Annotated in this window: 27 protein-coding genes and 2 tRNA genes; 15 read left to right on the top strand and 14 right to left on the bottom strand. The window is 51.4% G+C overall.

The window, feature by feature from the left end:
• Positions 1-411 (bottom strand): sulfurtransferase complex subunit TusD, encoded by a 411-nt coding sequence (tusD, locus tag ABYA77_RS06395; protein WP_372965122.1) that lies wholly within the window; start codon positions 409-411, stop codon positions 1-3.
• Positions 412-511: 100 nt separating this feature from the next.
• The gene (locus ABYA77_RS06390) at positions 512-1231 is read right to left on the bottom strand and encodes a Bax inhibitor-1/YccA family protein (protein ID WP_372965121.1); all 720 of its coding nucleotides are present in this window, start codon (positions 1229-1231) and stop codon (positions 512-514) included.
• A 294-nt stretch (positions 1232-1525) separates the two neighbouring features.
• On the opposite strand from ABYA77_RS06390, the gene ABYA77_RS06385 reads away from it, so the two are divergent.
• Both ABYA77_RS06385 and ABYA77_RS06380 read left to right on the top strand, forming a co-directional pair.
• Positions 1526-1616: transfer RNA gene (locus ABYA77_RS06385), tRNA-Ser, on the top strand.
• Between the two features lie 128 nt (positions 1617-1744).
• Complete coding sequence (locus ABYA77_RS06380; protein ID WP_372965120.1) at positions 1745-1975, top strand: hypothetical protein; 231 nt, start codon at positions 1745-1747, stop codon at positions 1973-1975.
• Positions 1976-2002: 27 nt separating this feature from the next.
• Here the strand turns inward: ABYA77_RS06380 and hemH are convergent, their stop codons facing one another.
• Genes hemH through ABYA77_RS06360 form a run of 4 tightly spaced genes read right to left on the bottom strand, consistent with a single transcriptional unit; the run spans position 2003 to position 4482 of the window.
• Positions 2003-3115, bottom strand: a complete 1113-nt coding sequence (hemH, locus tag ABYA77_RS06375) for a ferrochelatase (protein ID WP_372965119.1) — start codon at positions 3113-3115, stop codon at positions 2003-2005.
• A 23-nt stretch (positions 3116-3138) separates the two neighbouring features.
• Entirely contained in the window at positions 3139-3567 is a 429-nt protein-coding gene (locus tag ABYA77_RS06370; protein ID WP_372965118.1) for a TIGR01244 family sulfur transferase, read from the bottom strand.
• 44 nt (positions 3568-3611) lie between these two features.
• Positions 3612-4040, bottom strand: coding sequence for a DUF6691 family protein (locus ABYA77_RS06365; RefSeq protein ID WP_372965117.1), 429 nt, complete (start codon positions 4038-4040; stop codon positions 3612-3614).
• Positions 4041-4044: 4 nt separating this feature from the next.
• Positions 4045-4482 (bottom strand): YeeE/YedE family protein, encoded by a 438-nt coding sequence (locus tag ABYA77_RS06360; RefSeq protein ID WP_372965116.1) that lies wholly within the window; start codon positions 4480-4482, stop codon positions 4045-4047.
• 352 nt (positions 4483-4834) lie between these two features.
• Between ABYA77_RS06360 and ABYA77_RS06355 the strand changes: the two genes are divergently transcribed.
• Positions 4835-5257, top strand: coding sequence for a phasin family protein (locus ABYA77_RS06355; protein WP_372965115.1), 423 nt, complete (start codon positions 4835-4837; stop codon positions 5255-5257).
• 3 nt (positions 5258-5260) lie between these two features.
• Here ABYA77_RS06355 and ABYA77_RS06350 read toward each other — a convergent pair whose 3' ends face one another.
• The 3 genes from ABYA77_RS06350 to ABYA77_RS06340 form a co-directional block, all read right to left on the bottom strand.
• Positions 5261-5890, bottom strand: a complete 630-nt coding sequence (locus ABYA77_RS06350) for a TetR/AcrR family transcriptional regulator (RefSeq protein ID WP_372965114.1) — start codon at positions 5888-5890, stop codon at positions 5261-5263.
• 18 nt (positions 5891-5908) lie between these two features.
• On the bottom strand, positions 5909-6721 hold the full coding sequence (gene xthA, locus ABYA77_RS06345) for an exodeoxyribonuclease III (RefSeq protein WP_372965113.1): 813 nt from the start codon (positions 6719-6721) through the stop codon (positions 5909-5911).
• Between the two features lie 154 nt (positions 6722-6875).
• Positions 6876-8360, bottom strand: a complete 1485-nt coding sequence (locus ABYA77_RS06340; protein ID WP_372965112.1) for an HD domain-containing protein — start codon at positions 8358-8360, stop codon at positions 6876-6878.
• Positions 8361-8474: 114 nt separating this feature from the next.
• Here ABYA77_RS06340 and ABYA77_RS06335 point away from each other — a divergent pair, with 114 nt between their 5' ends.
• From ABYA77_RS06335 to ABYA77_RS06305, 7 genes are all read left to right on the top strand, one after another.
• Entirely contained in the window at positions 8475-9683 is a 1209-nt protein-coding gene (locus tag ABYA77_RS06335) for a PP2C family protein-serine/threonine phosphatase (protein WP_372965111.1), read from the top strand.
• 16 nt (positions 9684-9699) lie between these two features.
• Entirely contained in the window at positions 9700-10191 is a 492-nt protein-coding gene (locus ABYA77_RS06330; RefSeq protein WP_372965110.1) for an STAS domain-containing protein, read from the top strand.
• 80 nt (positions 10192-10271) lie between these two features.
• Positions 10272-11306, top strand: coding sequence for an NAD(P)H-dependent glycerol-3-phosphate dehydrogenase (locus ABYA77_RS06325; protein WP_372965161.1), 1035 nt, complete (start codon positions 10272-10274; stop codon positions 11304-11306).
• A 29-nt stretch (positions 11307-11335) separates the two neighbouring features.
• The gene (sixA, locus tag ABYA77_RS06320) at positions 11336-11788 is read left to right on the top strand and encodes a phosphohistidine phosphatase SixA (RefSeq protein ID WP_372965109.1); all 453 of its coding nucleotides are present in this window, start codon (positions 11336-11338) and stop codon (positions 11786-11788) included.
• Between the two features lie 41 nt (positions 11789-11829).
• Entirely contained in the window at positions 11830-12726 is an 897-nt protein-coding gene (locus ABYA77_RS06315) for a radical SAM protein (protein WP_372965108.1), read from the top strand.
• Between the two features lie 33 nt (positions 12727-12759).
• Positions 12760-13326, top strand: a complete 567-nt coding sequence (locus ABYA77_RS06310; protein WP_372965107.1) for a DUF1285 domain-containing protein — start codon at positions 12760-12762, stop codon at positions 13324-13326.
• Positions 13327-13526: 200 nt separating this feature from the next.
• The gene (locus ABYA77_RS06305) at positions 13527-13988 is read left to right on the top strand and encodes a peptidylprolyl isomerase (protein WP_372965106.1); all 462 of its coding nucleotides are present in this window, start codon (positions 13527-13529) and stop codon (positions 13986-13988) included.
• A gap of 108 nt (positions 13989-14096) precedes the next feature.
• Here ABYA77_RS06305 and ABYA77_RS06300 read toward each other — a convergent pair whose 3' ends face one another.
• Complete coding sequence (locus ABYA77_RS06300; RefSeq protein ID WP_372965105.1) at positions 14097-15749, bottom strand: electron transfer flavoprotein-ubiquinone oxidoreductase; 1653 nt, start codon at positions 15747-15749, stop codon at positions 14097-14099.
• A 327-nt stretch (positions 15750-16076) separates the two neighbouring features.
• On the opposite strand from ABYA77_RS06300, the gene ABYA77_RS06295 reads away from it, so the two are divergent.
• From ABYA77_RS06295 to ABYA77_RS06285, 3 genes are all read left to right on the top strand, one after another.
• Positions 16077-16826, top strand: a complete 750-nt coding sequence (locus tag ABYA77_RS06295) for an electron transfer flavoprotein subunit beta/FixA family protein (protein ID WP_372965104.1) — start codon at positions 16077-16079, stop codon at positions 16824-16826.
• Positions 16827-17768, top strand: a complete 942-nt coding sequence (locus ABYA77_RS06290; protein ID WP_372965103.1) for an electron transfer flavoprotein subunit alpha/FixB family protein — start codon at positions 16827-16829, stop codon at positions 17766-17768. It abuts the gene before it with no gap.
• 181 nt (positions 17769-17949) lie between these two features.
• Positions 17950-19191: a trans-acting enoyl reductase family protein gene (locus ABYA77_RS06285; protein ID WP_372965102.1), complete on the top strand. Its 1242-nt coding sequence runs from the start codon at positions 17950-17952 to the stop codon at positions 19189-19191.
• A gap of 2 nt (positions 19192-19193) precedes the next feature.
• Here ABYA77_RS06285 and cydC read toward each other — a convergent pair whose 3' ends face one another.
• Genes cydC through ABYA77_RS06265 form a run of 4 tightly spaced genes read right to left on the bottom strand, consistent with a single transcriptional unit; the run spans position 19194 to position 24932 of the window.
• The gene (gene cydC, locus ABYA77_RS06280; RefSeq protein ID WP_372965101.1) at positions 19194-20816 is read right to left on the bottom strand and encodes a thiol reductant ABC exporter subunit CydC; all 1623 of its coding nucleotides are present in this window, start codon (positions 20814-20816) and stop codon (positions 19194-19196) included.
• Complete coding sequence (cydD, locus tag ABYA77_RS06275; protein ID WP_372965100.1) at positions 20809-22485, bottom strand: thiol reductant ABC exporter subunit CydD; 1677 nt, start codon at positions 22483-22485, stop codon at positions 20809-20811. Before cydD ends, cydC begins: the two co-directional genes overlap by 8 nt.
• Positions 22486-23487: a cytochrome d ubiquinol oxidase subunit II gene (gene cydB / locus ABYA77_RS06270; RefSeq protein WP_372965099.1), complete on the bottom strand. Its 1002-nt coding sequence runs from the start codon at positions 23485-23487 to the stop codon at positions 22486-22488.
• On the bottom strand, positions 23487-24932 hold the full coding sequence (locus tag ABYA77_RS06265) for a cytochrome ubiquinol oxidase subunit I (RefSeq protein ID WP_372965098.1): 1446 nt from the start codon (positions 24930-24932) through the stop codon (positions 23487-23489). The genes cydB and ABYA77_RS06265 overlap by 1 nt, the downstream gene beginning before the upstream one ends.
• Positions 24933-25124: 192 nt before the next feature.
• On the opposite strand from ABYA77_RS06265, the gene ABYA77_RS06260 reads away from it, so the two are divergent.
• Both ABYA77_RS06260 and ABYA77_RS06255 read left to right on the top strand, forming a co-directional pair.
• Entirely contained in the window at positions 25125-25751 is a 627-nt protein-coding gene (locus ABYA77_RS06260) for a class I SAM-dependent methyltransferase (RefSeq protein WP_372965097.1), read from the top strand.
• Between the two features lie 106 nt (positions 25752-25857).
• A tRNA-Leu gene (locus ABYA77_RS06255) sits at positions 25858-25944 on the top strand.
• The last annotated feature ends 19 nt before the right edge of the window (positions 25945-25963 follow it).

Raw genomic sequence — 25963 nt, 5'->3', positions numbered from 1 at the left:
TCAGCTTGCTCCGTGGAAATAGATAACTCGGTCAGAGCTCAGGTTGCTCTCTACCCATTCACCAAGCCCCGCAATTTCAAAGGGCATCCGGAGATTGTTTGCCGCGAGTTCATATCGTGATTGTTCTGTTTCATCAATTATTCCCCGGCGCAAAGCAGACGCAATGCATACAGTGGCAGGAATCTTGTGCTGGTTGAGAAACTGTGACCACTCTTTTGACCAGTTCACCTCATCGGAGGGAGGGGTGGAAAGGCTGGACGCGAGATGAACCCCCTCTCCATAAAGAAAGACGCGATCAATGTGATGCCCGGCCAGGAGAACTTCTCTGGCAAACATCAATGCTGTCTGGGGAGCCTGGGACACCCAGGGGGCAGCTGTGATGACGAGCGTGTAGACAACAGAGTTCGGCATGTTTCGGTTCTGATCGTAAAGAGGTGCGATTTAAGAGTGTACCTAAAGCAGAAACCCCGGCAAAGGCCGGGGTTTCTCCAGTCTGAGTCAGATAACTGAATCAGTCGTCGCCTGAGAACGCGCCAATCAAGTGCAGCAGGCTTACGAACAGGTTGTAGATGTTCAGATACAGGCCGGTTGTAGCCATGATGTAGTTGGTTTCACCACCGTTAACGATGCGACTGGTATCGTAAAGGATGAAGCCGGACATCAGCAGCACGATTGCAGCGCTCATGGCCAGACTGAACGCTGTCACCTGAACGCCAAACAGACTTGCGACGAGGGCGCCGAGCATGCCAACGATCACAACCATCATTCCGGCGACCAGCATACCTCGCATGAAGCTGAAATCTTTCTTGGTTGTCAGAACGTAGCCAGACAAACCAAAGAAAACGATTGAAGTTCCACCCAGCGCCTGCATGACAATCTGGCTGCCGTTAGCGAACTGCAGGTAGTACATCAGGATTGGGCCAAGTGATAGGCCCAGAAGGCCTGTAAAGGCGAACACGACACCAATACCCGCAGCGCTGTTAGCGGTTCTTGGCAGAACCAGCCACACCAGAGCGAGTGCGCCAAGACTGCACACCAGACTTGCGCCTTGGCCAAGGCCGATGCTCATGGAAACGCCAGCCATGACAGCGCTGAACAGCAGGGTCATTGCCAAAAGAGTGTAGGTGTTACGTAGAACCTTGGTCGCTTCAGGGCTGATAGCGCCTGTTGCGGAACCGCGGGCCACCTGAACGCCGCCCTGGTTCTGAACGTTGTATTGCCTGTTATTCATTCTATTCTCCGGATTTATCAAACGGCGGGGTCATGACGTTGCGGTTGCTTCGTTCACACCCCTCTAAACCTTATGTCCATAATAATGGTGTATACGTAACTTTCAATCATTTACGACAATAAACACCGCGGAGAATTTCATTACACATAGTTTATCTGGCGGTGATTGCTCACAGGATGAGCAAGATCTAAAAAAAATCATCAAATTTTTAATGAATTCCATACAGGCCGTTGACAGAATAGGGGATTCCGGTATCATGCACACCGCTGTCGACATGACGGCGAGAAAAGATGCGGTGGGCTGGCAGAGTGGCCGAATGCAGCGGTCTTGAAAACCGCCGAAGGTTAGTAGCCTTCCCGGGGTTCGAATCCCTGGCCCACCGCCATTTTCTTTTCAAGTCAACACCCTCCAGTATTCCTTCAGTCAATCTGACTAAGCTCTCTTCGAATTACAACGGCATATCCCTTACACTGTACTCTGTTCATGTTGAATTCTGATCATGCGGGATGAGCTATGGCGCAGAATAACGAAATTCCAGAAGACAGCGATCGTAAAGACCGGCGTTTTTCAGTCTCTGCCAATCGAGGGCAGGCAAGTCATCGTGTGCGTTATGTAGAAACGGGCGGTGCTGCGGTTGATACGGAAGAGTGTACGTTTTGTCAGGCTGTGCCTGATGCAGAACATAAGGGAGAAGTAAAAGAAGCCAGAATAACGCCTTGCCACCGCCCCGAAGAGGGGCAGTAACAGGCGGATTCATTATTACCAGACAGATCAGATATCGGAGCGGCCGGGGTAGCTGGCCTGTTTACGGGCCTCGGCCATTCTGGCTCTGGATTCAAGCTGTTCACTATTGTTGACTGGTATCACCCATCCTTTCAGATTTTCTTCTACAAGCTGCACAAGTGCATCGATGTGCCCGGGCGTAGAGTTTAAGCAGGGTATGTACCCGAAGTCTTCCCCACCAGCCTCAATAAAGTAATCGCGATTCTCTTCGTTAATTTCCTCAATGGTTTCCAGACAATCTGCAGAAAAGCCAGGACAAAATACATCGATGGTTTTTACACCCTGACCAGGTAGGGCCTTGAGTGTGTGATCGGTGTATGGTTTTAACCATTCTTCACGCCCGAAGCGAGACTGAAAGGTGGTCATGTACTCATCGGTTCCCAACCCAAGTCGCTCTGCCAGTAACCGTGAAGTCTTGTAGCATTCACAATGGTACGGATCACCTTTCAGCAGATACTTCAAAGGAATGCCGTGGTAGGAAAGAACAAGCTTTTGCTTGCGGCCATTTTCAGCCCAGTAAGTCTCAATGTGCTTCGCCATTGCCTCGATGTACGCCGGGTAATCGTGGTAATGAGTAATGAAGCGAAAATCCGGTAACCAGCGACGGCTTGCAAAGTCTTTTGAAATAGCATCAAACGTCGAAGCAGAAGTAGACGCTGAATATTGCGGGTAGAGGGGAAGTACCAGTAATCTGGTAACGCCCTGTTGCTGCATTTCGTCCAGAACCCGGGTAATCGAGGGGTTGCCATAACGCATGGCAAAGCCTACAACCACGTTGCTTCCGTAGCGGGCCTGCAGTCTCTCACGGATGCCTTCAGCCTGCCTGGCGGTATGCACCAGAAGGGGAGAGCCTTCTGGTTGCCAGACTCCGGCGTAGGCTTTTGCGCTTCTCTTGGGCCGGATGCGCAGAATAATGCCGTGTAACACGAGCCACCAGATGGGGCGAGGAACCTCAACAACCCTGGGGTCCCATAAGAATTCAGCCAGATACCTGCGCAACGCCGATGGGGTTGGAGCATCCGGAGTGCCGAGGTTGGTGACAAGAACTCCCAGGCGCTCGGCCTGACTGTGGCTGAAGTTTTCAGTCCCTTTGTATGGCATTAAAGCTATCCGGTTGTTGGGTTTTAACTTTGCTTGTGCTGCTGCAACATGCGGCCTATCAATCCGGTGATGTCATAGCCAGCATGGTGAGCTTTGGAAAGTACGTCCTGGGGCTCTTGAACCCGGGCAGAGCTAAGCGCCCATAATATGGTAGAGCGCGTGCCAGAGCGACAAAAAGCGAGTACAGGTTTGTCTGCATCACGGAACATCGCCGCAAACTGATCAACATCATGATCTGTCACATTACCTGAAATAACAGGCTGGTAAATCCACTTTAAACCATGTTCTGTCGCAGCGGCTTTGATCTCGGTCATGGCTGGCTGACCAAGCTCTTCGCCGTCTGGGCGATTGGCAACAAGCGTTTTAAAACCAAGGCGAGCAATTTCGGCCACATCTTCCAGAGCGATTTGTGGCGCTACTGAAATGTCTTCGTCGATTTTTCTGATATCCACTGAAGTTCTCCGAGGGTCGGATGGGGTGAGCAGAGTGGTGTTAATCAGGCTGATCGTGCCCGCTTCCGCTCGATAATTTCAAACAACATCATACCTGCCACCATAGAGGCGACAAAGACTACACCTTTAATTTCGCCTGCACCAAAGGCAACAAGGCCAGGGCCAGGGCAGAAGCCGGCAATTCCCCAGCCAATACCAAACATCATGCTGCCGAAAACGATACGCTTGTCCACCTTCGTTTTAGTCGGCATTTTCATGTCGAAGCCGAGAAAAGAAAGGGTGCGCTTTTTCGCAAAGGTAAAGCTAATAAGACCGACAATGATTGCGCCACCCATTACGAAAGCGAGCGACGGGTCCCAGAGCCCGGCAATATCGAGAAAGCCAAGAACCTTCTCCGGGTTCGCCATGCCGGAAATAATCAGGCCCAGCCCGAATAGAAAGCCCGCGAAAAGAGACGTAAGAGTATATTTCATGACATCAGGCTCCAATAAGATGGCGAATAACAAAAACGGTCAGAAAACCTGTGGCCATAAAGCTCAAAGTGGCGACCAGTGAACGCAATGACAACCGGGATAATCCGCACACGCCATGACCGCTGGTACAGCCGGAGGCATAACGGGTACCCAGGCCTACCAGCAGGCCGGCCATGATGATTGCAGGATAACCTGCGTTGATCTCGATTGCTGGCAGGTCAGCAAAGAGCTGCCAGATTATGGGAGCGCCGATCAGGCCGGCAAGAAAGGCTACTCGCCAGATAATGTCGTTGCGCATCGGCGTAAGTAGCCCGCCGAGGATCCCGCTGATCCCTGCAATGCGGCCGTTTAGTAAAAGAAAACTGGCGGCGGAGATACCTATCAGAAGGCCGCCGGCAAGAGCGGTACCCGGTGTGAACTGGCTCCAGGCAATATCAATCATACAAAAGCTCCATGGAAATTATTTTAAGGGAATAAGCATATAATAACAGGTAATAACGACAAAAAAAGCCCGGCATGGGATGCCGGGCAGAGGCGTGCGAGTAGTATCCATGAAGGACTTCCAGACAAACCGGCATCAACGGGGACACCGGTATCGGGAAGTATTGACCATATTTTAAACAACTCAAGTTTGAAGCCTTTTTGTTTGAAAACATTTTTTCATATGCCGCCGGTGTTTATACTGCGGCCTCTAACCAAGCGGGTTTCAGTCGTGAAAGCTTAAACACTGAAATCATGGAATGTCTGTAATACAATAGGAAATCAATTCCACGGCTCGCCCCTAAGAGGTATTCATGTCTGAACAAGACGATCAAATTCCCGAGCATGATCCGCAACTGCCAGGGAAAATCAAGGATTCTGCCCGGCAAATCTGGCTCGCTGGGCTTGGAGCCTATACCAAAGCCGAGGAAGACGCCGGCAAATTCTTTGATCGGTTGGTGCAGGAAGGCGAACAGCTCGAATCGAAAACCCGGGGTGTGGTCGGCAAACAAATCCGAACGGTAGAAGATAGAGTCGGTGAAGTGCGTGAGCGTGCCACCGGTACCTGGGATAAGCTTGAACATATGTTTGATCAACGAGTTTCGGGCGCCTTGCGTAGGCTGGGTATTTACCGTAATGAAGATGTTGAAGCTTTAGAACGCCGTATCGAACTTCTGGAAAGTGAACTCGCCAAACTACGACATGGCGGCTCATTCGATAGCGACAGTGAAGAGTGATCTTTAAAGATAAGCTTCGCTGGTCAGCCTGATCTGCTCCTTTGCCTCCTCAGCCAGATAGGGAAGTATCAGATGCAGCGTCTGGTACACCCCTTTGCCTGGGTCTACGGATTCCCGGTCATCCAAATGAGATAGAGTGTCAAAACTGCTCCAGTAACAGACCGTCAGGGTGAGTTGCTGGCACACCGATTCAAGCTCTGCAGCCTCCACCTCCATAATGTTCTGCCGCCTGAAGCTTTCGCACAAATAATGAAAGGCCTGGTTCTTTTTTTTCAAAATACGGCGAAAGCGTACCTGTAGCTGGCTGTAACGCGAGAGCACATTCACCAGATCCTGATACATGAACCGATAACGTGCGACCGTCTCAAAAAGAAGGTGCAGGAAGAAGCTGAATTGATCCAGCGGAACATCGGCATCTTCTGGCACCTCTAGCAGATCCAGCATGTCCGCTTCATAGCTGTCAAACAGCTCTTCAACAATATCTCCCTTGCTTTTGAAATGGTAATAGAGATTACCCGGGCTGATATCCAGCTCGTCAGAAATAAGCAAGGTAGTGACATTAGGCTCGCCGTGACTGTTGAACAGTTGCAGGCTGATGTCGAGGATCCGATCCCTGGTTTTTATTTTTTTCATAAAGGTTTTAGTGGCCCGTCACAGGTCGAAGCTGGCCCAAACGGGGCAATGATCAGAAGGCCGCTCCATTGCGCGAACTTCATAGGAGACACCCGCATCTTTAGCCTTGGCCAGCAGGCTGTCATTGGCCATAACCAGGTCAATCCGGAGGCCGCGCTTGGGTTCCCGTTCGAAGCCTTTACTCCGGTAATCGAACCAGCTAAACGTATCAGACTCATCTGGGTGAAGGTGTCGGTAAACATCAGTAAACCCCCGGGCTTCAACCTGGCTTAACCATTCCCTCTCTTCTGGCAGGAAACTGCATTTACCGGAGCGCAGCCAGCGCTTTGCGTTTTCCGGGCCGATACCAATATCACGGTCTGTTGGGGAAATATTCATGTCGCCCATCACAACAATATGTCCGGGGCGTTTGTTCAGGTCGTCGAGCAGGGCCATCAGGTCGGCGTAAAACTTTTGTTTGGCCGGGAATTTGACAGGATGATCCCGGCTTTCACCTTGGGGAAAATAGCCATTTATAACAGTTAAAGGCTCCCCGTTGACGGTGAAATGACCGGTAATCAGGCGGCGCTGAGCCTCGTCGGTATCTGTAGGGTAGCCCTTATCCACTTTATCTGGTGCCTGTTTTGATAACAGTGCAACACCGTAATGGGTTTTCTGACCATGAAAGTGAACGTGGTAACCCAGTTTCCGAATGGCTTCCTCCGGAAATTCCTCATCCCTGACCTTGGTTTCCTGAAGCCCGATAAAATCGGGATTAAGCTGCTCAATCACAGCCTCAAGCTGGTGCAGGCGGGTGCGGATACTGTTGACGTTGAACGACACGAACATCATGGCTGCGGGGTCTCCGAATGGGTTTTCACGGAGTTTACCACACAGTCACAGTGTTGCTGTGTGGACGCCGACGCACCTTAAGAAATGTCATGATTACACTCTGTGTAGCGTACGATTGGTACACAGGGGCAGGCTGACAGATCCTTTATATGTGCTATTCAGTAATATCCGGAGCCGTGTTGGAGGCGACTTCCGGGCGTCTGTAAAAGTGGGTGATGGTGCCGTCTGAAAATTTGGAGAAGAACGCGCTGACATCGGTGATCTTGCGAAGTGAACGCTCTCGGGTGATCGGATTCTTAACGAGCACCTTAATACCATTGAAGTTGTCCTGAATGTTCGAGAAACGTGCTCGCATAGAGCATGTCACCACGTTATCGGCGTCCATCCCGAGCTCACCGGCCAGCCAATGACTGTGATTATGGATCTCAGGTTTGCTCATGTTCTCCCGAGTATCAAGGTGGCTTAGTTTTACGCGATTCACAATGCAGAAGGAGTAACTCTTCGGCTGCCTTCGGGCAACTTTCCGGAAGGCTTCCCAGAAGAAGTTATCGGTCAGCTCCGCAAAAAAGGTCATGTCGCTCAGGCAGGTATCAATCCACTCAAAACTCTCAGCATCCTCCAGAACTTCATTTATGGCTTCCCGCAAAAGCCAGTCAAAACCGAGCGCGGTTTTGTGGCCATAAACTTTCCGGTACATCTGATACCGGCTGTAAACGAAGTCCTCCAGCGCGCCCAGGCCTTTTTGAGTAATCGCCAGGCCCATCCAGGGTTCAGACACATCCCAGCCAAAACGGAGGTTGCTTAGCAGGTGATCCAGGTTAAAGCCGCCAATGGTGACAGAACTGTGAAATCCGTCCCGGAGCATGTAGTCCGCCCGGTCTGCATCAATCTCTCCGGAAACGATAGAAGACAGAAGGCCCATGACAAGGGCAGGGACGTTTTCTCTGGTGAGGGAACCGGATACAGCTTTGTCGCCGGCGATGAAATCCCAGAATGTACATGCGTGGCGGCAGAAAGTACTGCTGGGCGTTACCTGCGTTGTTTCCATGATGCCAATAATATCTTCGGAATACAGGCCTGCGTTATCCAGATCTATCGAAGAGAGCACCTCATGGGCCACCCGTACGGAATAATGTTCATGCTCCAGCTCTCCGGGCTCTACCGGATGATAGCGGGTGTAATCCTCACCCTGCCAGAGATCCCGAAAACGTTGAGGGCGAGACATCAGCTCCCGAATTCGTTGAGCCTGGGTAAATTGGTGAGAAAAGCTTGAGTGGCCACTGTCGTGTAACAAGCACCCTAAGCGAATAATTTTAACAAGGTAGTCAATCGCATCCAGCTGGCTCAGGCTGAGCTCCATTCGCTCGCTGAGCTGGCGTTCCCGAAGGTAAGCGTCGATCATCGAGCGAAACATGCGAGTGCCCACATGCATCACGCCAATACTGTGGAGGAAGCGGGAGTGCGTTGCGCCCGGGAACACCAGGCTCAGAATATCGTTCTGGCAGATATTTCTTAGCCTTTGAAACAGAGGGTGATCAATAACCTGTATCTCATGCCTGTACAGGGGGATTCCACCGTGCACAGGGTCCATAATCAGTTTGTCGTAAGCACCGAGCAGGTCATTGACGGCACGTCGCATCGTTGCAAATCTCCCAAAAAAGCCAGTCTGCCCTTGTTATATCACAAGGGCATGCCAGAATAGGCTTTATAAAGCCTGTTTTTCTTTTACCGCTGGTAGTTTAGGGCAAACAACATGACTTCGCGCACCGAGCGCATACTGATTATTGACGCCGATGAACAAGCCCGAGCGGACCTGACCAGTTACCTGGATGCCAGAGGCTTCTACGTGACGGGGTGCTCGGATTTAAGTGCTGCGCGCACTCTTTTCAGCGAAAACATTCCTGATGTTATCTTTGCTGACCTTGCACCGGATGTCATTCGGGACTTGTCGGTTTACCTGGACGACGCCCAGCGGTTTACTCCCATTGTTGCCTGTACCAACAGTTCTTCCAGTGCCGTGGTTGTCCAGCTTCTTCGTGCCGGTGCAGCAGACGTAGTCCTCAAACCCTGCAATACTGACAAAGAAGCGCTGGATGATGTCGTTAAAAAATTATTTGACCGGATTCGCGTTAACCGCCTGAACAAACTCTACCGGCAAGAACTCGAAGAAACGAACGTCGATCTGCGTAGTGGTATTGCTGAGCTGAGAGCAGACCAGAACGCCGGCCGGAAAGTACAGCTCAAGATGCTTCCGGATCACGAACTTGAGCTGTGTGGCCTTCACGTGGACCATCTGATCAAACCATCACTTTACCTGAGTGGTGACTTTCTGGACTATTTTCGCCTGTCGGAAGACAAAGTGCTGGTGTATATCGCAGATGTGTCTGGCCATGGAGCCAGCTCAGCCTTCGTCACTGTGCTGTTGAAAAACCTGACCAATCGCCTGAAGCGTAATTTCCGTCGCCAGTCCAGCGATGACATTCTTCACCCGGAACGTTTTCTTGAGCGCATTAACTCGGAATTAATGGATACCGGGCTAGGTAAACACGTTACAGTATTTGTTGGCATTATTTCGCTCTCTGAGCGAATGTTAAGTTATGCGGTGGGTGCGCACTTCCCAATGCCGATTCTTTCTTTTCTTGACGGTGAGACTCGGTTTCTTGAAGGAAGCGGCCTGCCGGTTGGTCTTTTTGAAGATCCGGAATGGGAGTTATATCAGGTCAGGCTGGACCGCCCGTTCCGGCTGTTGCTGTTTTCAGACGGTATTCTGGAGGTGATTTCCGAGAAGTCTCTGGATGAAAAGGAGAGGACACTACTTGAACTCGTTTCAGGAGGTAGTCACACTATCGCATCGCTGAGCAAAGCCTTGGGGTTATGTACAATCTCAGACTTGCCTGACGATATAGCGATAGTATCGGTAACTGACCAGTTAAATGGGTCAGATAAAACGTCGTCGACTTAGTGGCAATGTGAAAAAAATGGCTGGCTACAAGATCCTGCAAGCAGATAAGCAGGGAATTTATGTCCTGAAGTTTATTGGAGAAATCCGGCTGAACCTGTGTTCGACGCTGGATAATCTTGTTGAGTCCATAACGCGGGATCCTGATTTCAAAACCGTTGTTATCGATCTTACTGAAACAGAAATTGTCGACAGTACTACGCTAGGGTTGCTTGCCAAGATTGCATTGGCGGCTCATAAGCAGAGTCACTTCTTACCGACACTGATTTCTACTAACCCCGATGTCACCCGCATTATTACCTCCATGGGCTTTGACAAGATTTTCATTATTGTCCGTGAGCCCGCATCCCGAATTGAAGACCTCGAAGAAATTCCCGTTCTGAAAGCCAGCGAGCAACAGGTTCGTGAGAAAGTGCTGGACGCCCATAAGGTTTTGATGGGGATGAACAGCAAAAACCGGGAAGAATTCAAGAATCTTGTGCGCGCCCTCGAATGTGAAGAGCCTGGCTGATAAGCCAGCCCCATCTATGGCAGTGCCCAACATCAACTAACGGAAAAGATATGGCAGAAAATCCAACGCCCGTGAAAGAACTGGCTAGTTCACAGAATGTAACTGTGCTCGGCGGTGGCAGCTTTGGAACGGCTATGGCCAAGGTACTTGGTGAGAATGGCCATACCGTGCATTTTTGGATGCGCGATGAGCAACAAGTTGAGGAAATTCGCACAACTCGCATCAACGCTCGCTACATGCCGGGCATAGTCCTTGAGGGCGACATTCGTCCAACTACCAACCTTGCCGAAGCAGTTGATAGCGCCGAGGTTGTCCTGGTTGCTATTCCATCCAAGGCCTTTCGCTCCGTTATCCGGGATAACAGTGCATCTTTCAAAGACGGTCAAATAGTTGTCAGCCTGACCAAAGGTATTGAAGAGCACGGTTTCAAGCTGATGAGTGAAATACTGCTCGAAGAAATTCCACGCTGTCGCTCCGGTGTTCTCAGTGGCCCGAACCTGGCAGGTGAGATCGTTAACCGAGAGCTGACAGCAACCGTTATTGCCGCCAAAGATCCAGAGGTTCGTCATGCGGTTCAGGAGCTTTTGGGTTGCGAATATTTCCGTGTATACGCCAACGTTGATGTATATGGCGTTGAACTCGCTGGTGCTCTGAAAAATATCTACGCCATAGTTGCCGGCCTGGCTTCAGCCCAAGGGCTGGGTGAGAACGCCAAGGCCATGCTGATAACCCGTGGGCTCGCGGAAATGAGCCGGTTTGCGGTGAGCCTCGGCGCTAACCCAATGACCTTCATGGGGCTGGCTGGCGTAGGGGACTTAATTGCCACTTGCACCTCAAGCAAAAGCCGGAACTTCCGGATTGGATGTGCGGTGGGGCATGGCAAGAAGCTGGAAGAAGCCGCTAAGGAGCTGGGGCAGGTTGCGGAGGGAATTTATACTCTGAAACTGGTTCGTGAAAAATCAGAAGCGATTGGCATTCATATGCCTCTGGTAAGAGGCCTTTACGCAATTCTATATGAAGAGGCTTCTATTGAAGCGGTTATCAGTAGCTTGATGGGCGCTATCCAGAATTCTGATGTTGAATTTATTCTGCCTCGCACGGTTGTTACCCCGTAAGCCGGGTAAGAAACAAAGGAGAGAGTGTTATGGAACTGATCATCATGCGCCACGGTGAGGCAGACTGGCACTCTCTGGACCATGAGCGAGAGCTGACAGAATCCGGCCGTAAGGCTGTAGCTAAAGTGGCTGAACAAATAGCCCAATCATCTTCAAGACCAAGCCTGATCTGGTGCAGCCCTTTGGTTCGTGCACAACAAACGGCGGCTATCGTAGCGGATATTCTGGGCTGTCCGGTAGAAGAAAAGCCTTTCATTACACCCGATGACGACCCAGGGCACTGCTTTGATGCTCTCCTGGAAAACCACGAGTCTCCGTTAATGCTGGTTTCCCATATGCCACTGGTTGGAACCCTGACCACATTATTAACGGAAGGCCACCGCAGAGGCATGCCATTCATGACATCCCAGGCGGTGTTGTTAGATATGCAGGTTGTCGGGCCGGGCTGTGCGAGTTTGAAAAGACAAATTTTGCCCCGATAGTTATAACGAACCTTCATTCTTGTTTTTAATGCTGAGCCACTATGTACAGCTTTCCGATTGACTATATCGAACCAGTGTTCAGGCCTCCCAGTGAGGCAAAATCCCTTATCCTCCCAGTGACTAACGGGTGTTCCTGGAATAAATGTACGTTTTGTGAAATGTACACGCAGCCCCAGAAGAAATTCCGCGCCCGTAAGCCTGACGATATCCGTACCGATATAGAGAAAGCCGCCAAGGCTTTTGGTCGAGTTCCTCGCGTATTTCTGGCAGATGGTGATGCCATGGTTTTGCCTACCCGCCGGTTACTCGACATTCTTCAGGACTTGAAAAAGGGCTTCCCGGAGCTTCAGCGAGTATCCAGTTACTGTCTTCCCAGAAACCTGGCTAAAAAATCAGTAGAAGAGCTCAAAGAGCTCCGCGATGCGGGGCTCGGAATCCTTTATGTTGGTATGGAGTCAGGTGATGACGAAGTACTGCGACGGGTGAACAAAGGGGAAAGCTGGGAATCTACCCGGGCTGCGTTGAATAAAATCAAGCAGGCCGGCCTGACAAGCTCTGTGATGGTGCTGAATGGGCTCGGAGGCCAGACTCTGTCCCGGCAGCATGCGATCAATACAGCGACTCTGTGCAACGAAACACAGCCAGATTACCTGTCAACCTTGGTGGTCAGTTTTCCGCAAGGTGAAGAACGTTTTCGTGAAGGTTTTGGTGATGATTTTGAACCCCTCAATCAGCAAGGGCTGTTTGAAGAGATTCGTCTGTTTCTTGAGCATCTTGAACTGGAAAATACCATTTTCCGGAGTGACCACGCATCAAACTACCTGGTTCTGAAAGGTACGCTCGGAAAAGACAAGAAGCGTTTGCTTGATCAGGTTAATCTTGCCATTACTCAGCCTGGCGCAGTGCCTTTGAGGCCTGAGTCAATGCGCGGCCTTTAACCACGGCTTTACTGACGAAGCAGGAGTTCTGTAGTGAGCGCAAAACCAGACGATATCGCTAAAGCCGTGACACAGAATACCGGGCAACAGGGGTTGCCGCCCCTTGAAAATTGGCACCCCGAATTATCTGGTGACATGGACCTGGTGATAACCCGGGATGGCCAGTGGGTTTTCAAAGGCGAGCCGATTAAGCGCACCGCAACAATTAAGCTTTTCTCCACTATTTTGCGCCGCGAAGACGATGGACATTATTACCTGTTGACGCCCGTCGAAAAGTGGCGAATCAAGGTGGAAGATGCACCGTTACTGGCGCACACATTGAATACCACCGGAGAAGGTGAGAGCCAGGTTCTGACGCTCACTACAAACATGGATGAAACCCTTGAGATCAGTGACGAGCACCCGTTGATCGTATGCAACTACCCAGGCAGTGATGAGCCCCGGCCGGTCATCCTTGTGCGTCATGGGGTGGAAGCGCGTCTGGGAACCCAGACATTTTATGATTTAGTCGCTTTGGCTGAAGAGCGTGAGATAGGCGGGAAGTCCGTTGTTGGCGTTGTCAGCAACGGAAAGTTCTGGAAAATCGGGGCGAGCGCTTGAAAACCGTTAAGCCGTCTCAATAAAGAAGGTAGAAAACGCAGTCCCTCACTTGTTAAACTGTATTTTCTTTCTTGTTATCGAGCCTGGCTCTCTAACGAGGCCGGTGGTCGTTAGTTCCTCTGTGCAGTATGGCTGTTCACGTTCACTTTCGATTACCTTCAATTTAAATAAACAGTCACTGCGACTCGCAAGGAGATCACATGGCCCAACCTCGTGTTGTCACCATCCACTATACGCTCACTAATGACCAGGGAGAGCAGCTTGACTCATCCCGCGTAGAAGGTCGCGAGCCCCTGTCTTACCTGGAAGGTGCACAGAACATCATCGGTGGACTGGAAAGCGCACTGAACGAAAAGAACGCTGGCGATCAGGTTAAAGTTTCTGTAGCTCCTGCTGAAGGCTACGGCGAAGTTAACGAAGAGCTGATCCAGCCTGTTCCTCGCTCCGCCTTTGAAGGTGTAGACACCATCGAGCCGGGCATGCAGTTCCAGGCACAGACTCCGGGCGGCCCTCAGGTTGTTCGTGTTATTGAAGTAAGCGAAGAAACTGTCACTATCGATGCTAATCACCCTCTGGCGGGTGAGACTCTGCATTTCGATGTTGAAGTGGTAGAAGCTCGCGAAGCAACTGACGAAGAAAAAGAGCACGGCCACGTGCACTGATTTCTTCCGAAAGGTTGATTGAAAACGGCTCCTTCGGGAGCCGTTTTTTTATTGTGCCAAAGAACAAAAAAAAGCCGGGAATATCCCGGCTTTTTTCAGAACAGCAACTTACATGTTGGGGTAATTTGGCCCACCACTGCCTTCTGGCGTGACCCAGGTAATGTTCTGTGCAGGATCCTTGATATCACAGGTCTTACAGTGAACGCAGTTCTGGGCATTAATCTGGAACTTCTTACCACTACCGTCTTCCGCTTCAACCACCTCGTAGACGCCAGCAGGGCAGTAACGCTGTGCGGGCTCGTCGTACTTCGGAAGGTTTTCCTTCAGTGGGATGTCGGGATCAGCCAGCTTCAGGTGAATAGGCTGATCTTCCTCATGGTTAGTATTCGATATGAACACTGAGGTCAAACGGTCAAAGGTCAGCTTGTTATCCGGCTTCGGATAGTTGATCTTCTTGCACTCTGCAGCCGGCTTCATGGTGGCATAATCAGGAGTGGTGTCGTGGAACGTGAAGGGCAGACTACCATTCAGAATGTTCTGCTCGAAGAATGCAATTGCTCCACCAACAATGTTACCGAATTTGTGCATACCCGGGCCGAAATTACGTTCCGCGTAGAGCTCTTTGTACAGCCAGCTATCTTCAAAGCGTTGCGCAAAGCTGGTGATTTCTTCGCCAGTTTTGCCTTCTTTAAGAGCTTCAAACACAGCTTCTGCGCCCAGCAGACCGGATTTCATGGCTGTGTGAGAGCCTTTGATCTTGGAACTGTTCAGCGTACCGGCATCACAACCCAGCAGCAGACCGCCCGGGAAACTCATTTTCGGAAGAGCGTTATAGCCGCCTTTGGCAATAGCGCGGGCACCGTAAGCAACACGCTTACCGCCTTCAAGGTATTTCTTGATTTCAGGGTGGTGCTTGAGGCGCTGGAACTCTTCGAACGGACTCAGGTGCGGGTTGCTGTAGGAAAGATCAGTGATCAGGCCCACATACACCTGGCCACCTTCGAGGTGGTACAGGAAAGAACCGCCGGTAGAGCCGGATTCGTTGAGCGGCCAGCCAGTGGTGTGAATAACCAGGCCTGGCTCATGTTTAGCCGGATCGATGTCCCACAATTCCTTAATACCGATACCGTAGTGTTGCGGGTCTTTACCTTCATCCAGCTTGAAGTCGTTGATCAGGCGCTTGCCCAAATGACCACGACAACCCTCGGTGAACAACGTGTACTTAGCTCGCAGTTCCATGCCAGGCATGTAGCTGTCTTTATGGGATCCGTCACGGGCTACGCCCATATCGCCGGTGATAATACCTTTAACCTGACCATCTTCGATGATGGTTTCAGAAGCGGCAAAACCGGGGTAAACCTCAACGCCCAGCTGTTCAGCCTGTTCAGCGAGCCAGCGGCACAGGTTACCCAGACTGATAATGTAGTTGCCGTGGTTGTGCATGTTCTTGGGCACAAAGGCATTCGGAACTTTTGTGGCTTTTTCCTGGTTTTTCAGCAGGAAGATATCGTCACGGGTAACAGGGGTATTCAGAGGCGCACCTTTCTCTTTCCAGTCAGGAAAGAGCTCATTAAGAGCGGTGGGCTCAAATACGGTGCCTGCGAGGATATGTGCACCAATCTCGGAACCTTTTTCAACTACACAGACAGTCAGTTCTTCACCGGCTTCTTGCGCCAGTTGCATGACGCGGCAGGCTGCCGATAGGCCCGCAGGGCCCCCGCCTACGATCAGAACATCAAATTCCATTGATTCGCGTTCCACGTTGGTCTCCTCATACAGCTTTAATGAATGTTATTAGGCCGAAGGATAAACGCAATTGACAAATCAAACAAACGTTTGTTTGAAATTTGCACTCACCTTTGGCATTGTACGTATACACCGAAATTTCGTGTGTTTTGAGTCGATTTTTAGTATCGTCTCATTGCCTGGCTGGGTCAACCCGGTCTATTGGCTGTGAACGCAGTCCTGGCGCGTCGAATGGGCATTTACCCATTTGGGCATCCCCTGCATTATTGTTACGCACTATTTAGCAGGCGCTTCGTCAAGGATTGTGCATCATTTAACCCATTGTAGAAGAACGAGGAATCTATGAAGGTTCTGGTCGCTGTAAAACGAGTTATCGACTACAACGTAAAGGTGCGCGTCAAGCCGGACAACACCGGTGTTGATCTCGCCAACGTCAAGATGGCAATGAACCCGTTCTGCGAAATCGCTGTAGAAGAAGCGGTTCGTCTGAAAGAGAAGGGCGTTGCCACTGAAATCGTTGTTGTATCCATTGGCCCTAAAGCTTCTCAAGAGCAGATCCGTACTGCTTTGGCGCTGGGCGCTGACCGTGGTATCCACATCGAGACTGACGCAGAAGTTCAGTCCCTCGAAGCGGCCAAGCTGCTTAAAGCTGTCGTTGAGAAAGAAGAGCCGAAGCTGGTTATTCTGGGCAAACAGTCTATCGATTCCGACAACAACCAAACTGGCCAGATGCTGGCTGCTCTGACTGGTATGGGTCAGGGTACTTTCGCTTCTGAAGTGGTTGTTGACGGCGACAAAGTTAACGTAACCCGCGAAGTAGACGGCGGTCTGATGACTGTTGCTCTGAATCTGCCTGCGGTCGTTACCACAGACCTGCGTCTGAACGAGCCACGCTACGCATCTCTGCCTAACATCATGAAGGCTAAGAAGAAGCCTCTGGATGTTATGAGCGCAGCCGATCTGGGTGTTGAAATCGCTCCACGTCTGACCACTCTGAAAGTAGAAGCGCCTGCTTCACGCCAGGCTGGTATCAAGGTAGCTGACGTTGCTGAGCTGGTTGATAAACTGAAGAACGAAGCGAAGGTGATCTAAATGAGCATCCTGGTAATTGCTGAACACGACAACAGCAGCCTGAAGCAGGCTACTCTGAACGTTGTAGCGGCAGCCAAGGCCATCGGTGGTGACATCGACGTGCTGGTTGCTGGTGAAAACGTAGGTGCCATCGCTGAAGCCGCTGCTAAAGCAGAAGGCGTTAACAAGGTTCTGGTTGCAGATAATGCAGCATACGGCCACTTCCTGGCTGAGAACCTGGGTGAACTGGTTGCTGAAGTAGGTAAAGGCTACAGCCACATCCTGACTTCTGCCGGTACTACGGGTAAAGATTTCATGCCGCGCGTTGCAGCGCTGCTGGACGTTGCTCAGGTTTCCGACATCATCCGTGTTGAATCTGCTGACACATTTGTACGCCCGATCTACGCTGGTAACGCTATTGCTACTGTTAAAGCCAGCGACAGCATCAAAGTAATCACCGTACGCCCGACTGGTTTTGATCCGGTTGCCGCCGAAGGTGGTTCAGCTTCTGTAGAGCAGATTGATGTTGTTAAAGACGCAGGTCTGTCTTCTTTCGTAGGTGAAGAGAAAGCTAAGTCTGACCGTCCTGACCTGGCATCCGCCGGTATCGTTATCTCCGGTGGTCGTGGCATGCAGAACGGCGACAACTTCAAGATGCTTGAGCAGGTTGCCGATTTGCTGGGCGCAGCTGTGGGTGCGTCCCGTGCCGCAGTTGATGCTGGTTTCGTACCGAACGATATGCAGGTTGGTCAAACCGGTAAAATCGTTGCTCCTCAGCTGTACGTAGCTGTTGGTATCTCCGGTGCTATTCAGCACCTGGCGGGTATGTCTGAGTCCAAAGTGATCGTTGCGATCAACAAAGACGAAGAAGCACCGATCTTCCAGGTTGCCGATTACGGCCTGGTAGCAGATCTGTTCGAAGCTGTTCCTCAGCTTGAAGAAGAGTTGAAGAAAGTTCTGTAACTTTCTGTATTCTCTTATAAAAAGGGCACCTTCGGGTGCCTTTTTTTGTTTTTTTAACGATCAGGGCAATGGTTTGATATACCGGGTGATGAACCCTTAATTGGTAGGCAATCTGCGAAAAACCTTTGTATAAACCTGTTACCATCATTGCCAGTCATCCATTTGAAAAAGGACAATAAAAATGACCACTACGGCAAAGGCAAATTACGACCTGATCATCTTCGGTGCGACCAGTTTTGTGGGCCAGATTCTTACCCACTATCTTGCAGAAAACTATGGCGTGGGGGCAGAAATCAAATGGGCTATAGCAGGTCGGTCGGAAGGTAAACTCAAGGGTCTTAAATCTGAGCTGGGCGCTAACGCAGATAACCTGCCCGTTATCCTCGCCGATGCCAGCGATGACGCAGCACTAGCCGCCATGTGCAATCAGGCCAGGGTGGTTATCTCAACCGTAGGCCCATATGCACTGTATGGTGAACCGCTGATTAAAGCCTGCGTTGCAACAGGAACGGATTACTGTGACCTGACCGGCGAAGTTCAGTGGATTCGCAAGATGATTGAACGTTATGAAAACCAGGCAAAAAAGAGCGGGGCGCGTATTGTTCACTGTTGTGGCTTCGACTCTATCCCCTCAGATATGGGTGTATGGTTCCTTCAACAGCAAGCCGAAAAAACCTTTGGGCAACCCTGCCAGGACGTACGGTTGAGGGTTAAAGTTGCCAAGGGTGGCCTGTCCGGTGGCACAGTGGCTTCAATGATCAACATTGCTAAGGAAGCCGGGGCTGATCCCAAGCTACGAAAAGAACTTGCTAACCCGTTCTCCATTTGCCCGCCTGAACATAGATCAGAAACGCGACAGCCAGGCATTAAATCTGCCGAATTCGACAAAGACTTCAATTCATGGATAGCTCCCTTCGTGATGGGGGCGATTAACATACGTGTTGTACACCGCTCCAATGCCTTACAGAATGCTCGCTATGGCAAGGAATTCACATACGATGAAGCCATCATGACAGGTAAGGGCACCAAAGGCCGGTTGACCGCGTATAGTATGGTGGCTGCACTGGGCGCTTTTTTCACCGCATCGGCCATCAAACCAACGCGCTGGATCGTTGAAAAACTGGTACCAAAACCCGGAGAAGGCCCAAGCCCTGAGGCTCAGGAAAAGGGTTTCTACGATATCCGGTTTGTCGGGCGTACTCCAGACGGCAAAACCATGATCACCAAAGTAACCGGAGATCGGGACCCTGGGTACGGTTCTACCGGGAAAATGCTCGGCGAGGCAGGTTTGTGCCTGGCCTTAGACGTTAAAGACGATCTTCCGGGTGGTTTCTGGACACCTGCCTCCGCCCTGAACGGCCATCTTTTAGAGCGTTTGACCAGCAACGCAGGCCTGACTTTCGAGGTGGTTGAGACCCGCTGAGCTTAATTCAGGTGCAGTGTGTGGCCGGATGGCAGTAATGCTTCCGGCCCATGCCCCAGACTGATAACCGCCCGACCTTCCAGCCAGTGATCAATGTGTGGTGCAATACGGTCTCGGGTTTCTGAATCCACGCCAGTAAAGGGCTCATCCAGGATCAGCAAGGGCGCATTACTGAGTAATACCCTCGCTAAAACCAATCGGCGGGCTTCTCCTCCGGATAACCGGTTTCCTCCACTGCCCAGCCAGGTGTCCAGTCCAGTTGCTTCGCGGGCAAAGCGATCTGCCAACTCTACTAACTCAAGTACACGCCAGAGCTCAGCATCCGAAGCCTCAGGATTACCTAACAACAGGTTGGCTTTAACGGTGTCTTCAAACACCACCGTCGTCTGAGTGAGGTAGGCACAGGGCAGGGCAGTGATGTTGCCAGATATTGGCGGTATAACGCCGGCAAAGGTGTCTGCCAGGGAGGATTTACCGCTCCCGGACGCGCCCACGATACCAAGGCGCTCGCCCGCTTTGATTTCAATCGAAAAGTGATTGAGGATTGGCGCAGAACCGGGATGGCCAACTGTAATGTCCGTGGCGGTGAGCGCTAGTTCTGAGTGATCAGACGTGGCGCTCAGTATCCCCGAAACAGAGCCCGCCGGAGCCGGTAAAATATCTTCATTCAGGCGTTTTGCCGCAGACACCGTGGCTCCCAGCTTTCCGAATGCATCTGGCAGCATGGCGTAAACTTCTCCCAGCCCCATTAAAACGATCGGTAGTAAAACCAATACAGGCCCCGAAAGAACACCGCTCTGGAACAGCTCAAACCCGGCCCAGAGTGCCACAACTGATGATAGATTGATCAAAAACTGGGTAAGGGCAAGGTGCCAGCCCACCTGAGCGTCGACAACGGCCTGTTCTTTAGACAGAGTCAACGAATGGCGTATCAAGCGGGAAGCATGCTTACCGGTACGACCCGATGCTGTCAGCTCGGCAAACCCCTCCAGGTGTTCAATAACTTCACTACGCAAATGCTCTTGCCGATCATTCAGTTGCCCCGCCAGCTCCCGGGTTCTTCGATAAACACTCCAGGTGGCCATCACAAAGGCTAGCGCCAGAAGTGCCAGTAACACCAGGGCAATCTGAAGGCTAAACAGTATCCACGCCAGGACAACCACCATCAAAGCAACAACGGCCGCCAAAGCCGCAGGCGCTACCAGCCTTAAATACAGCGTATCCAGAGCGTCTACATCGGCAGTCAGTCGTGACAACCAATGCGCACCGGTTTTACGGCCCCTGTCGCGGTGGCCGGCAACCGCCATCCGATTGAACAGAGTGACACGGATGTCGGTCAGCAGACGCAGAACCGTGTTGTGGTTATACAACCGCTCGAAATAACGTGCCACCGTTCGGGATACTGCAAAAAACCGAATGCCACTACCTGGCACATACAGATTGATATAAGCCTGAATGCCTGCAGCAAACATTAGCCCAACCAGAGCTGTTTCAGTGAGGAACCACCCTGACAGGCCCAGCAATGCGATGCCGGATATAAACGTAGCCAATAGAAGCAGCGCACCAACGAACAGGCGACGCCGCCTTTGGAATATCAGAGTAAGCCAGGGCCGGAGTTCATGCATTTTGAACTTCTCCATCGCTCACAACCAGCACCCGGTCAGCGAGCGTGAAAAGCGCCTGATGGTGGGTGGATAAAATCAGAGTCTTACCGGCTTCAGAAAGCTTGTGAAGAGCGTCAAGAATACAAATTTCGCTGGTGGCATCCAGCCCGGCCGTGGGTTCATCCAGAAGAATCAGGTCATAATCGGCCAGAAAGATCCGGGCCAGACTAAGCCGGCGGGCCTGTCCGCCCGATAAACCCTGGCCATCTTCACCAATGCGGCTATTGATACCTTGCTCCCGGCTATCCAGTAAATCCGCCAGCCCAACCTTGCGCAGTGCCGCTTCAATGGCTGCGTCTGAAGCATCCGGGCTAGTCATGCGAAGATTGTCGGCCCATGAACCCTGAATCCAGAAACCTTTCTGGCCAAGCCAGCCAAATGGCGCAGCACCGGGAGACTGTCCGAATACAGAAATACAACCAGTATCGGGATTGATGAAACCGGCCAGCAGGTGCAGCAAAGAAGACTTCCCACCTCCGGAAGGGCCAGTAAGGACAATGGTTTCACCCCGTTTAAACGTAAGAAAAATATTGTTGAACACCGCCGGGCCATCGCCGTAGCTCAGACTGACGCCGTTAAGATTCACGGTGTTGTCGTAAACCGTTTGAGGTAACTTGGCCGGCCTGCCAGAACCGGTGGCTGGCTGGCTAAGTCGGGCCAGAATCTCAGCACTGGCGCCAAGGGCGGCAGCTCTGTCGTGATAGTGTTGGGAAAGCGTACGTAAAGGCTGAAAGAATTCCGGTGCAAGCAGAAGAATCAAAAGGCCCGAAAACAGGGTCAGCTCAGAGCTTGGGCCAAAGGTAATGTAGCCCAGTAGGCCAAAACCGATATAAATAGCGATGACCGCAATGGCCACCGAAGCAAAGAACTCCAATACCGCAGAAGACAAAAAGGCGATTTTCAGAGTCTTCATGGTAATCAATCGAAACTGGTCAGAACGTTTGTAGAGAGTCTCGCTGGCCTGTTCTGTCTGGCCAAAAAGCTGCAGGGTGGTTAACCCCCGCACCTTGTCGAGAAATTGGCCGGATAACCGGCTGACTGTTTCAAAATGTTGTTGATTTACTTTTTCCGCCCCCATACCCACCAAAGCCATAAACAGGGGGATTAAAGGCGCAGATAGCAGAAGGAAAATACCCGCTAACCAGTCCAGCCAAAACACCAGAGCCAGTATTGCCAGCGGAACAATAACAGACAACATCATTTGCGGAAGAAAGCGGGCAAAGTAACCGTGCAACGCTTCAACGTGGTCAAGCCATTCCCGTGTCAGGGAGGCAGATGAGGCATCTGACAGGGCAACCGGCCCAAGTGACTGCCAGTGCTCATGGAGCTGCAGGCGAACGTGTTTCCGAACCTGCTCACTGCAACGAGCAGCAAAGCGTGATTGCAGGGCCTGACCAACAGCCCGAACCACAAGTACCAAAATCAAAGCCAGAAAACAGGGAGTAAGGCTCGATACAGGTTGTTCCTCGATAACGCCCAGGTAAACAATCCAGGCCAGCAAAACCATCTGAATGATGGTCGCCAGCCCAACCAGAACGCCAGCCCAAACAGTTGCCTGAACCCAGCGCCGGCTGTTCCGGGCTAACCCGGACAGCCAGTGCCTGACATCTGACTGGGCCGGCGAACTCACTTAGTGATACCCCTCGCCAGCACGAACCTTGCCGCGGAATACCCAGTAAGTCCAGGCGGTATACACAAGGACAATGGGGATAACAAACAGCAGACCAATCAGCAGGAACAACTGAGAGTCATAGGCAGAGGCCGCATCCCACAGGGTGTGATTAGGTGGAACAACATAAGGCCACCGGCTTACAACCAGCCCCAGGTAAGTGGTGATGAACAAGCCCATTGTGGACACAAACGGCATGCCTTCGGAACGGTTACGCACGGAGTTCCAGATCTGGAAAGCGCAAAGCAGTGTTAACGCCGGCAGAATCCAGATTACGCCCAGATTGGAGAACCAGCGTTCCCGAACCATGTCGTCCACAAACGGCGTCCACACACTGATGATACCAAAGATCACCAATACCGTAGCCAGCAAGGGCGTGGTAATCCGGTAGGCCCAGTCTTGCAGGTGACCTTCGGTTTTCAGAATGAGCCAGGTGGAACCCAGCAACGAATATCCAGCCACTGTACCCAGACCCGTCAGCACGGTGAAGGGGGTCAGCCAGTCCAGAGCGCCGCCTACATAGACGCCATCAACAGTATTGAAACCCTGAATATAGGCACCTGCAACAGCACCTTGCGCAAAAGTAGCGACGATTGAACCACCGGCAAAAGCCCAGTTCCACAAGTAGCGGGAGGTACGGGCTTTGAACCGGAATTCAAAAGCAACACCGCGGAAGATCAGGCCCGCGAGCATCAGGAATACGCCAATGTACATGGCGGGCAGAAGGATGGTGTAGACCATCGGGAAGGCTGCCAGCAGGCCCGCGCCACCCAGAACAAGCCAGGTCTCGTTACCATCCCAAACGGGGGCAACGGAATTCATCATAGTATCCCTGTCCTGTTCTGATGGAGCGAAAGGGAACAGAATTCCTACGCCCAGATCAAAACCATCCATCAGCACATACATAATCAGCCCGAAGCCGATGATAAATGCCCAGATAAGGGCAAGATCGAACATTTCCATTATGACTGACCTCCATTGTTGGCAGGTATGGCGTGTTTCAATGCTCCATCACCGGATTCATATTCGAACGGTACATGGGCTGCAGACAGCGGACGTGCAGGGCGGTCAGCTTCGTTCTCAATATCGCTGTCATCGCCTTCCAGCCCAACGTAAAGCACACGCATCATGTAATAGACACCGGCAGAGAACACCGATGCATAGACAAGGATGTAGCCAATCAACGTAAACAGAGCCATGCCACCTGTCAGTGACGGGGTAACGGATTCTGCCTGAGTCATTATCCCGTAGACCAACCAGGGAGAACGCCCGACCTCCGTTACAAACCAACCAGTCAACACCGCGATAAAGGGCGTAATGCTCATAAACCGCAAGCCTTGAAGATACCAGCGGGCCTGGTAATAACGGCCACCTTTACGCAGGACAAAGCCAACCAACGCAAACAGAATCATCAAAGTACCCAGGCCGACCATGATCCTGAACGCCCAGAACACAATCGCAACCGGTGGTTGCTCTTCGACAGCAACCTCCTTAAGCCCTGGCACCTCTCCATCCCAATCGTGCGTGAGAATCAGGCTTGCCATGCTGGGAATACCAATCTCGAAATGGTTGGTCTGATTTTCCTGATCCGGTAAGGCAAACAACAGCAGAGGCACATTCCGGGAAGTTTCCCAGTTGCCTTCCATTGCAGCGACCTTCATAGGCTGGTGTTCCAGAGTGTTCAGACCATGGAAATCACCGACCAGTAATTGAGCAGGGGCAATGAACAACAACAGCCATAAGCACATAGACAATGCTTTACGGTTGGCTTCAACTTCCCGCCCTTTGAGCAAATACCAGGCACTCGCGCCCGCAACGACAAAGCTGCCAGTCAGGAATGACGCCAAACCCATGTGGCTGAAGCGATACCAGAATGAAGGGTTGAAGATGGCATCACTCCATGACACAACATGGAAGACTCCATCGCGAAGCTCAGTGCCGGCCGGAGTCTGCATCCAACTGTTAGCCGACAGAATCCAGAAAGACGATATGAAGGTACCTGATGCCACCATGATTGCGGCAAAGAGGTGAACACCTGCCGGTACCTTATTACGCCCGAACAGCAGAACACCCAAAAAGGCCGCTTCCAGGAAAAAGGCGGTGATCACCTCATAACTCAGAATCGGCCCCAGGAAGTTGGCTGATGCCTGGGAAAAGTTGCTCCAGTTGGTGCCGAATTGAAACGACATCACGATACCAGAGACGACCCCCATGCCGAACACTACGGCAAACACCTTGGTCCAGAACCCGGAAAGCTTAAACCAGACAGGATTCTTGGTTTTGAACCCAAGGCCTTCGAGAACGGCAATGTAGGAAGCAAGCCCGATAGTAAATACCGGGAAAATGGCGTGAAATGACACGACAAACGCGAACTGGATTCGCGATAAGATGAGGGGATCTAGTTCCATAGGAACCTCCGGCAATACACGACAATCTTAACAAGCGGATCTGCACCCGCTCACCAGCACAAGACGGTTAGTTATATTGTTATTACCATCGGTTACATCTGATAGTACTAATATTTTAGCAGAGATGGGTAGGGCAGTTTGTCGCACCCTTGATATATGACAACGAAATACCTACAACAAAATGGTGGCCTGATGAGCTTTTACGAGAACCGCATACTTCCGCATATCATTGATAAAGTCTGCTCGTCTGGCCAGCTTATGAAACTTCGTAGCCAGGTGGTGCCCAGAGCAAAAGGGCGAGTGCTGGAAGTTGGAATGGGGTCAGGCATCAATCTTGAGTACTACAATCATGAGCAGGTAGAGATGATCTACGGCCTTGAGCCTTCTGCGGGCATGCGCCGAAAAGCCCAGGTTAATCTGAGCCGGTCCCCCATCAAAGTTGAGTGGCTGGATCTTCCGGGAGAACAAATTCCGCTGCAGGACAACTCTATCGACACAATATTGCTGACGTTCACACTATGTACAATCCCCGACTGGCACAAAGCCCTGCAACAGATGAAACGCGTATTAAAACCGGGGGGAGATCTGCTTTTCCTGGAGCACGGTGAGTCGCCTGACATGAACACAAATAAATGGCAGCACCGCATAAACCCAAGCTGGAAAAAAGTAGCCGGTGGTTGTCATTTGAACCGCAACATAGCAGACCTGATCAAACACGCAGGGTTTGAAATTCAGGAACTGGAAAACCTGTACATACCCAAGTCACCGAAAATTGCAGGTTATATCTACAAGGGCAGGGCGACGAAAGCGCTGAAATAGCGGTTTTGTTCAAGAAGTAACCAGATCATAAACAAACTGCGCCATCGGAATTGCGTTAGGCTCCGAGGCCTTATACAATCTCGGCCTTCAGATTTTCCCCTCCTATGCCCGGATGGTGAAATTGGTAGACACAAGAGACTTAAAATCTCTCGGCCTTCGGGCCGTGCCGGTTCGATTCCGGCTCCGGGCACCATTAAAATCAACGCCTTAGC

This window comes from Marinobacter sp., from assembly GCF_041595835.1.
Lineage (GTDB): Bacteria > Pseudomonadota > Gammaproteobacteria > Pseudomonadales > Oleiphilaceae > Marinobacter.
Note: the sequence above shows the minus strand (reverse complement) of the source record. Positions and strands in the feature narration are given on the sequence as shown.

Coding starts and splice junctions, on each gene's coding strand:
- ABYA77_RS06380 (WP_372965120.1), top strand. CDS start 1,745: ATGGCGCAGAATAACGAAATTCCAGAAGACAGCGATCGTAAAGACCGG.
- hemH (WP_372965119.1), bottom strand. CDS start 3,115: ATGCCATACAAAGGGACTGAAAACTTCAGCCACAGTCAGGCCGAGCGC.
- sixA (WP_372965109.1), top strand. CDS start 11,336: ATGGAACTGATCATCATGCGCCACGGTGAGGCAGACTGGCACTCTCTG.
- ABYA77_RS06285 (WP_372965102.1), top strand. CDS start 17,950: ATGACCACTACGGCAAAGGCAAATTACGACCTGATCATCTTCGGTGCG.
- ABYA77_RS06260 (WP_372965097.1), top strand. CDS start 25,125: ATGAGCTTTTACGAGAACCGCATACTTCCGCATATCATTGATAAAGTC.
- ABYA77_RS06295 (WP_372965104.1), top strand. CDS start 16,077: ATGAAGGTTCTGGTCGCTGTAAAACGAGTTATCGACTACAACGTAAAG.
- ABYA77_RS06330 (WP_372965110.1), top strand. CDS start 9,700: ATGGCTGGCTACAAGATCCTGCAAGCAGATAAGCAGGGAATTTATGTC.
- ABYA77_RS06265 (WP_372965098.1), bottom strand. CDS start 24,932: ATGGAACTAGATCCCCTCATCTTATCGCGAATCCAGTTCGCGTTTGTC.
- tusD (WP_372965122.1), bottom strand. CDS start 411: ATGCCGAACTCTGTTGTCTACACGCTCGTCATCACAGCTGCCCCCTGG.
- xthA (WP_372965113.1), bottom strand. CDS start 6,721: ATGATGTTCGTGTCGTTCAACGTCAACAGTATCCGCACCCGCCTGCAC.
- cydB (WP_372965099.1), bottom strand. CDS start 23,487: ATGGAAATGTTCGATCTTGCCCTTATCTGGGCATTTATCATCGGCTTC.
- cydC (WP_372965101.1), bottom strand. CDS start 20,816: ATGCATGAACTCCGGCCCTGGCTTACTCTGATATTCCAAAGGCGGCGT.
- ABYA77_RS06305 (WP_372965106.1), top strand. CDS start 13,527: ATGGCCCAACCTCGTGTTGTCACCATCCACTATACGCTCACTAATGAC.
- ABYA77_RS06315 (WP_372965108.1), top strand. CDS start 11,830: ATGTACAGCTTTCCGATTGACTATATCGAACCAGTGTTCAGGCCTCCC.
- ABYA77_RS06290 (WP_372965103.1), top strand. CDS start 16,827: ATGAGCATCCTGGTAATTGCTGAACACGACAACAGCAGCCTGAAGCAG.
- ABYA77_RS06390 (WP_372965121.1), bottom strand. CDS start 1,231: ATGAATAACAGGCAATACAACGTTCAGAACCAGGGCGGCGTTCAGGTG.
- ABYA77_RS06335 (WP_372965111.1), top strand. CDS start 8,475: ATGACTTCGCGCACCGAGCGCATACTGATTATTGACGCCGATGAACAA.
- ABYA77_RS06340 (WP_372965112.1), bottom strand. CDS start 8,360: ATGCGACGTGCCGTCAATGACCTGCTCGGTGCTTACGACAAACTGATT.
- ABYA77_RS06360 (WP_372965116.1), bottom strand. CDS start 4,482: ATGATTGATATTGCCTGGAGCCAGTTCACACCGGGTACCGCTCTTGCC.
- ABYA77_RS06350 (WP_372965114.1), bottom strand. CDS start 5,890: ATGAAAAAAATAAAAACCAGGGATCGGATCCTCGACATCAGCCTGCAA.
- ABYA77_RS06365 (WP_372965117.1), bottom strand. CDS start 4,040: ATGAAATATACTCTTACGTCTCTTTTCGCGGGCTTTCTATTCGGGCTG.
- ABYA77_RS06355 (WP_372965115.1), top strand. CDS start 4,835: ATGTCTGAACAAGACGATCAAATTCCCGAGCATGATCCGCAACTGCCA.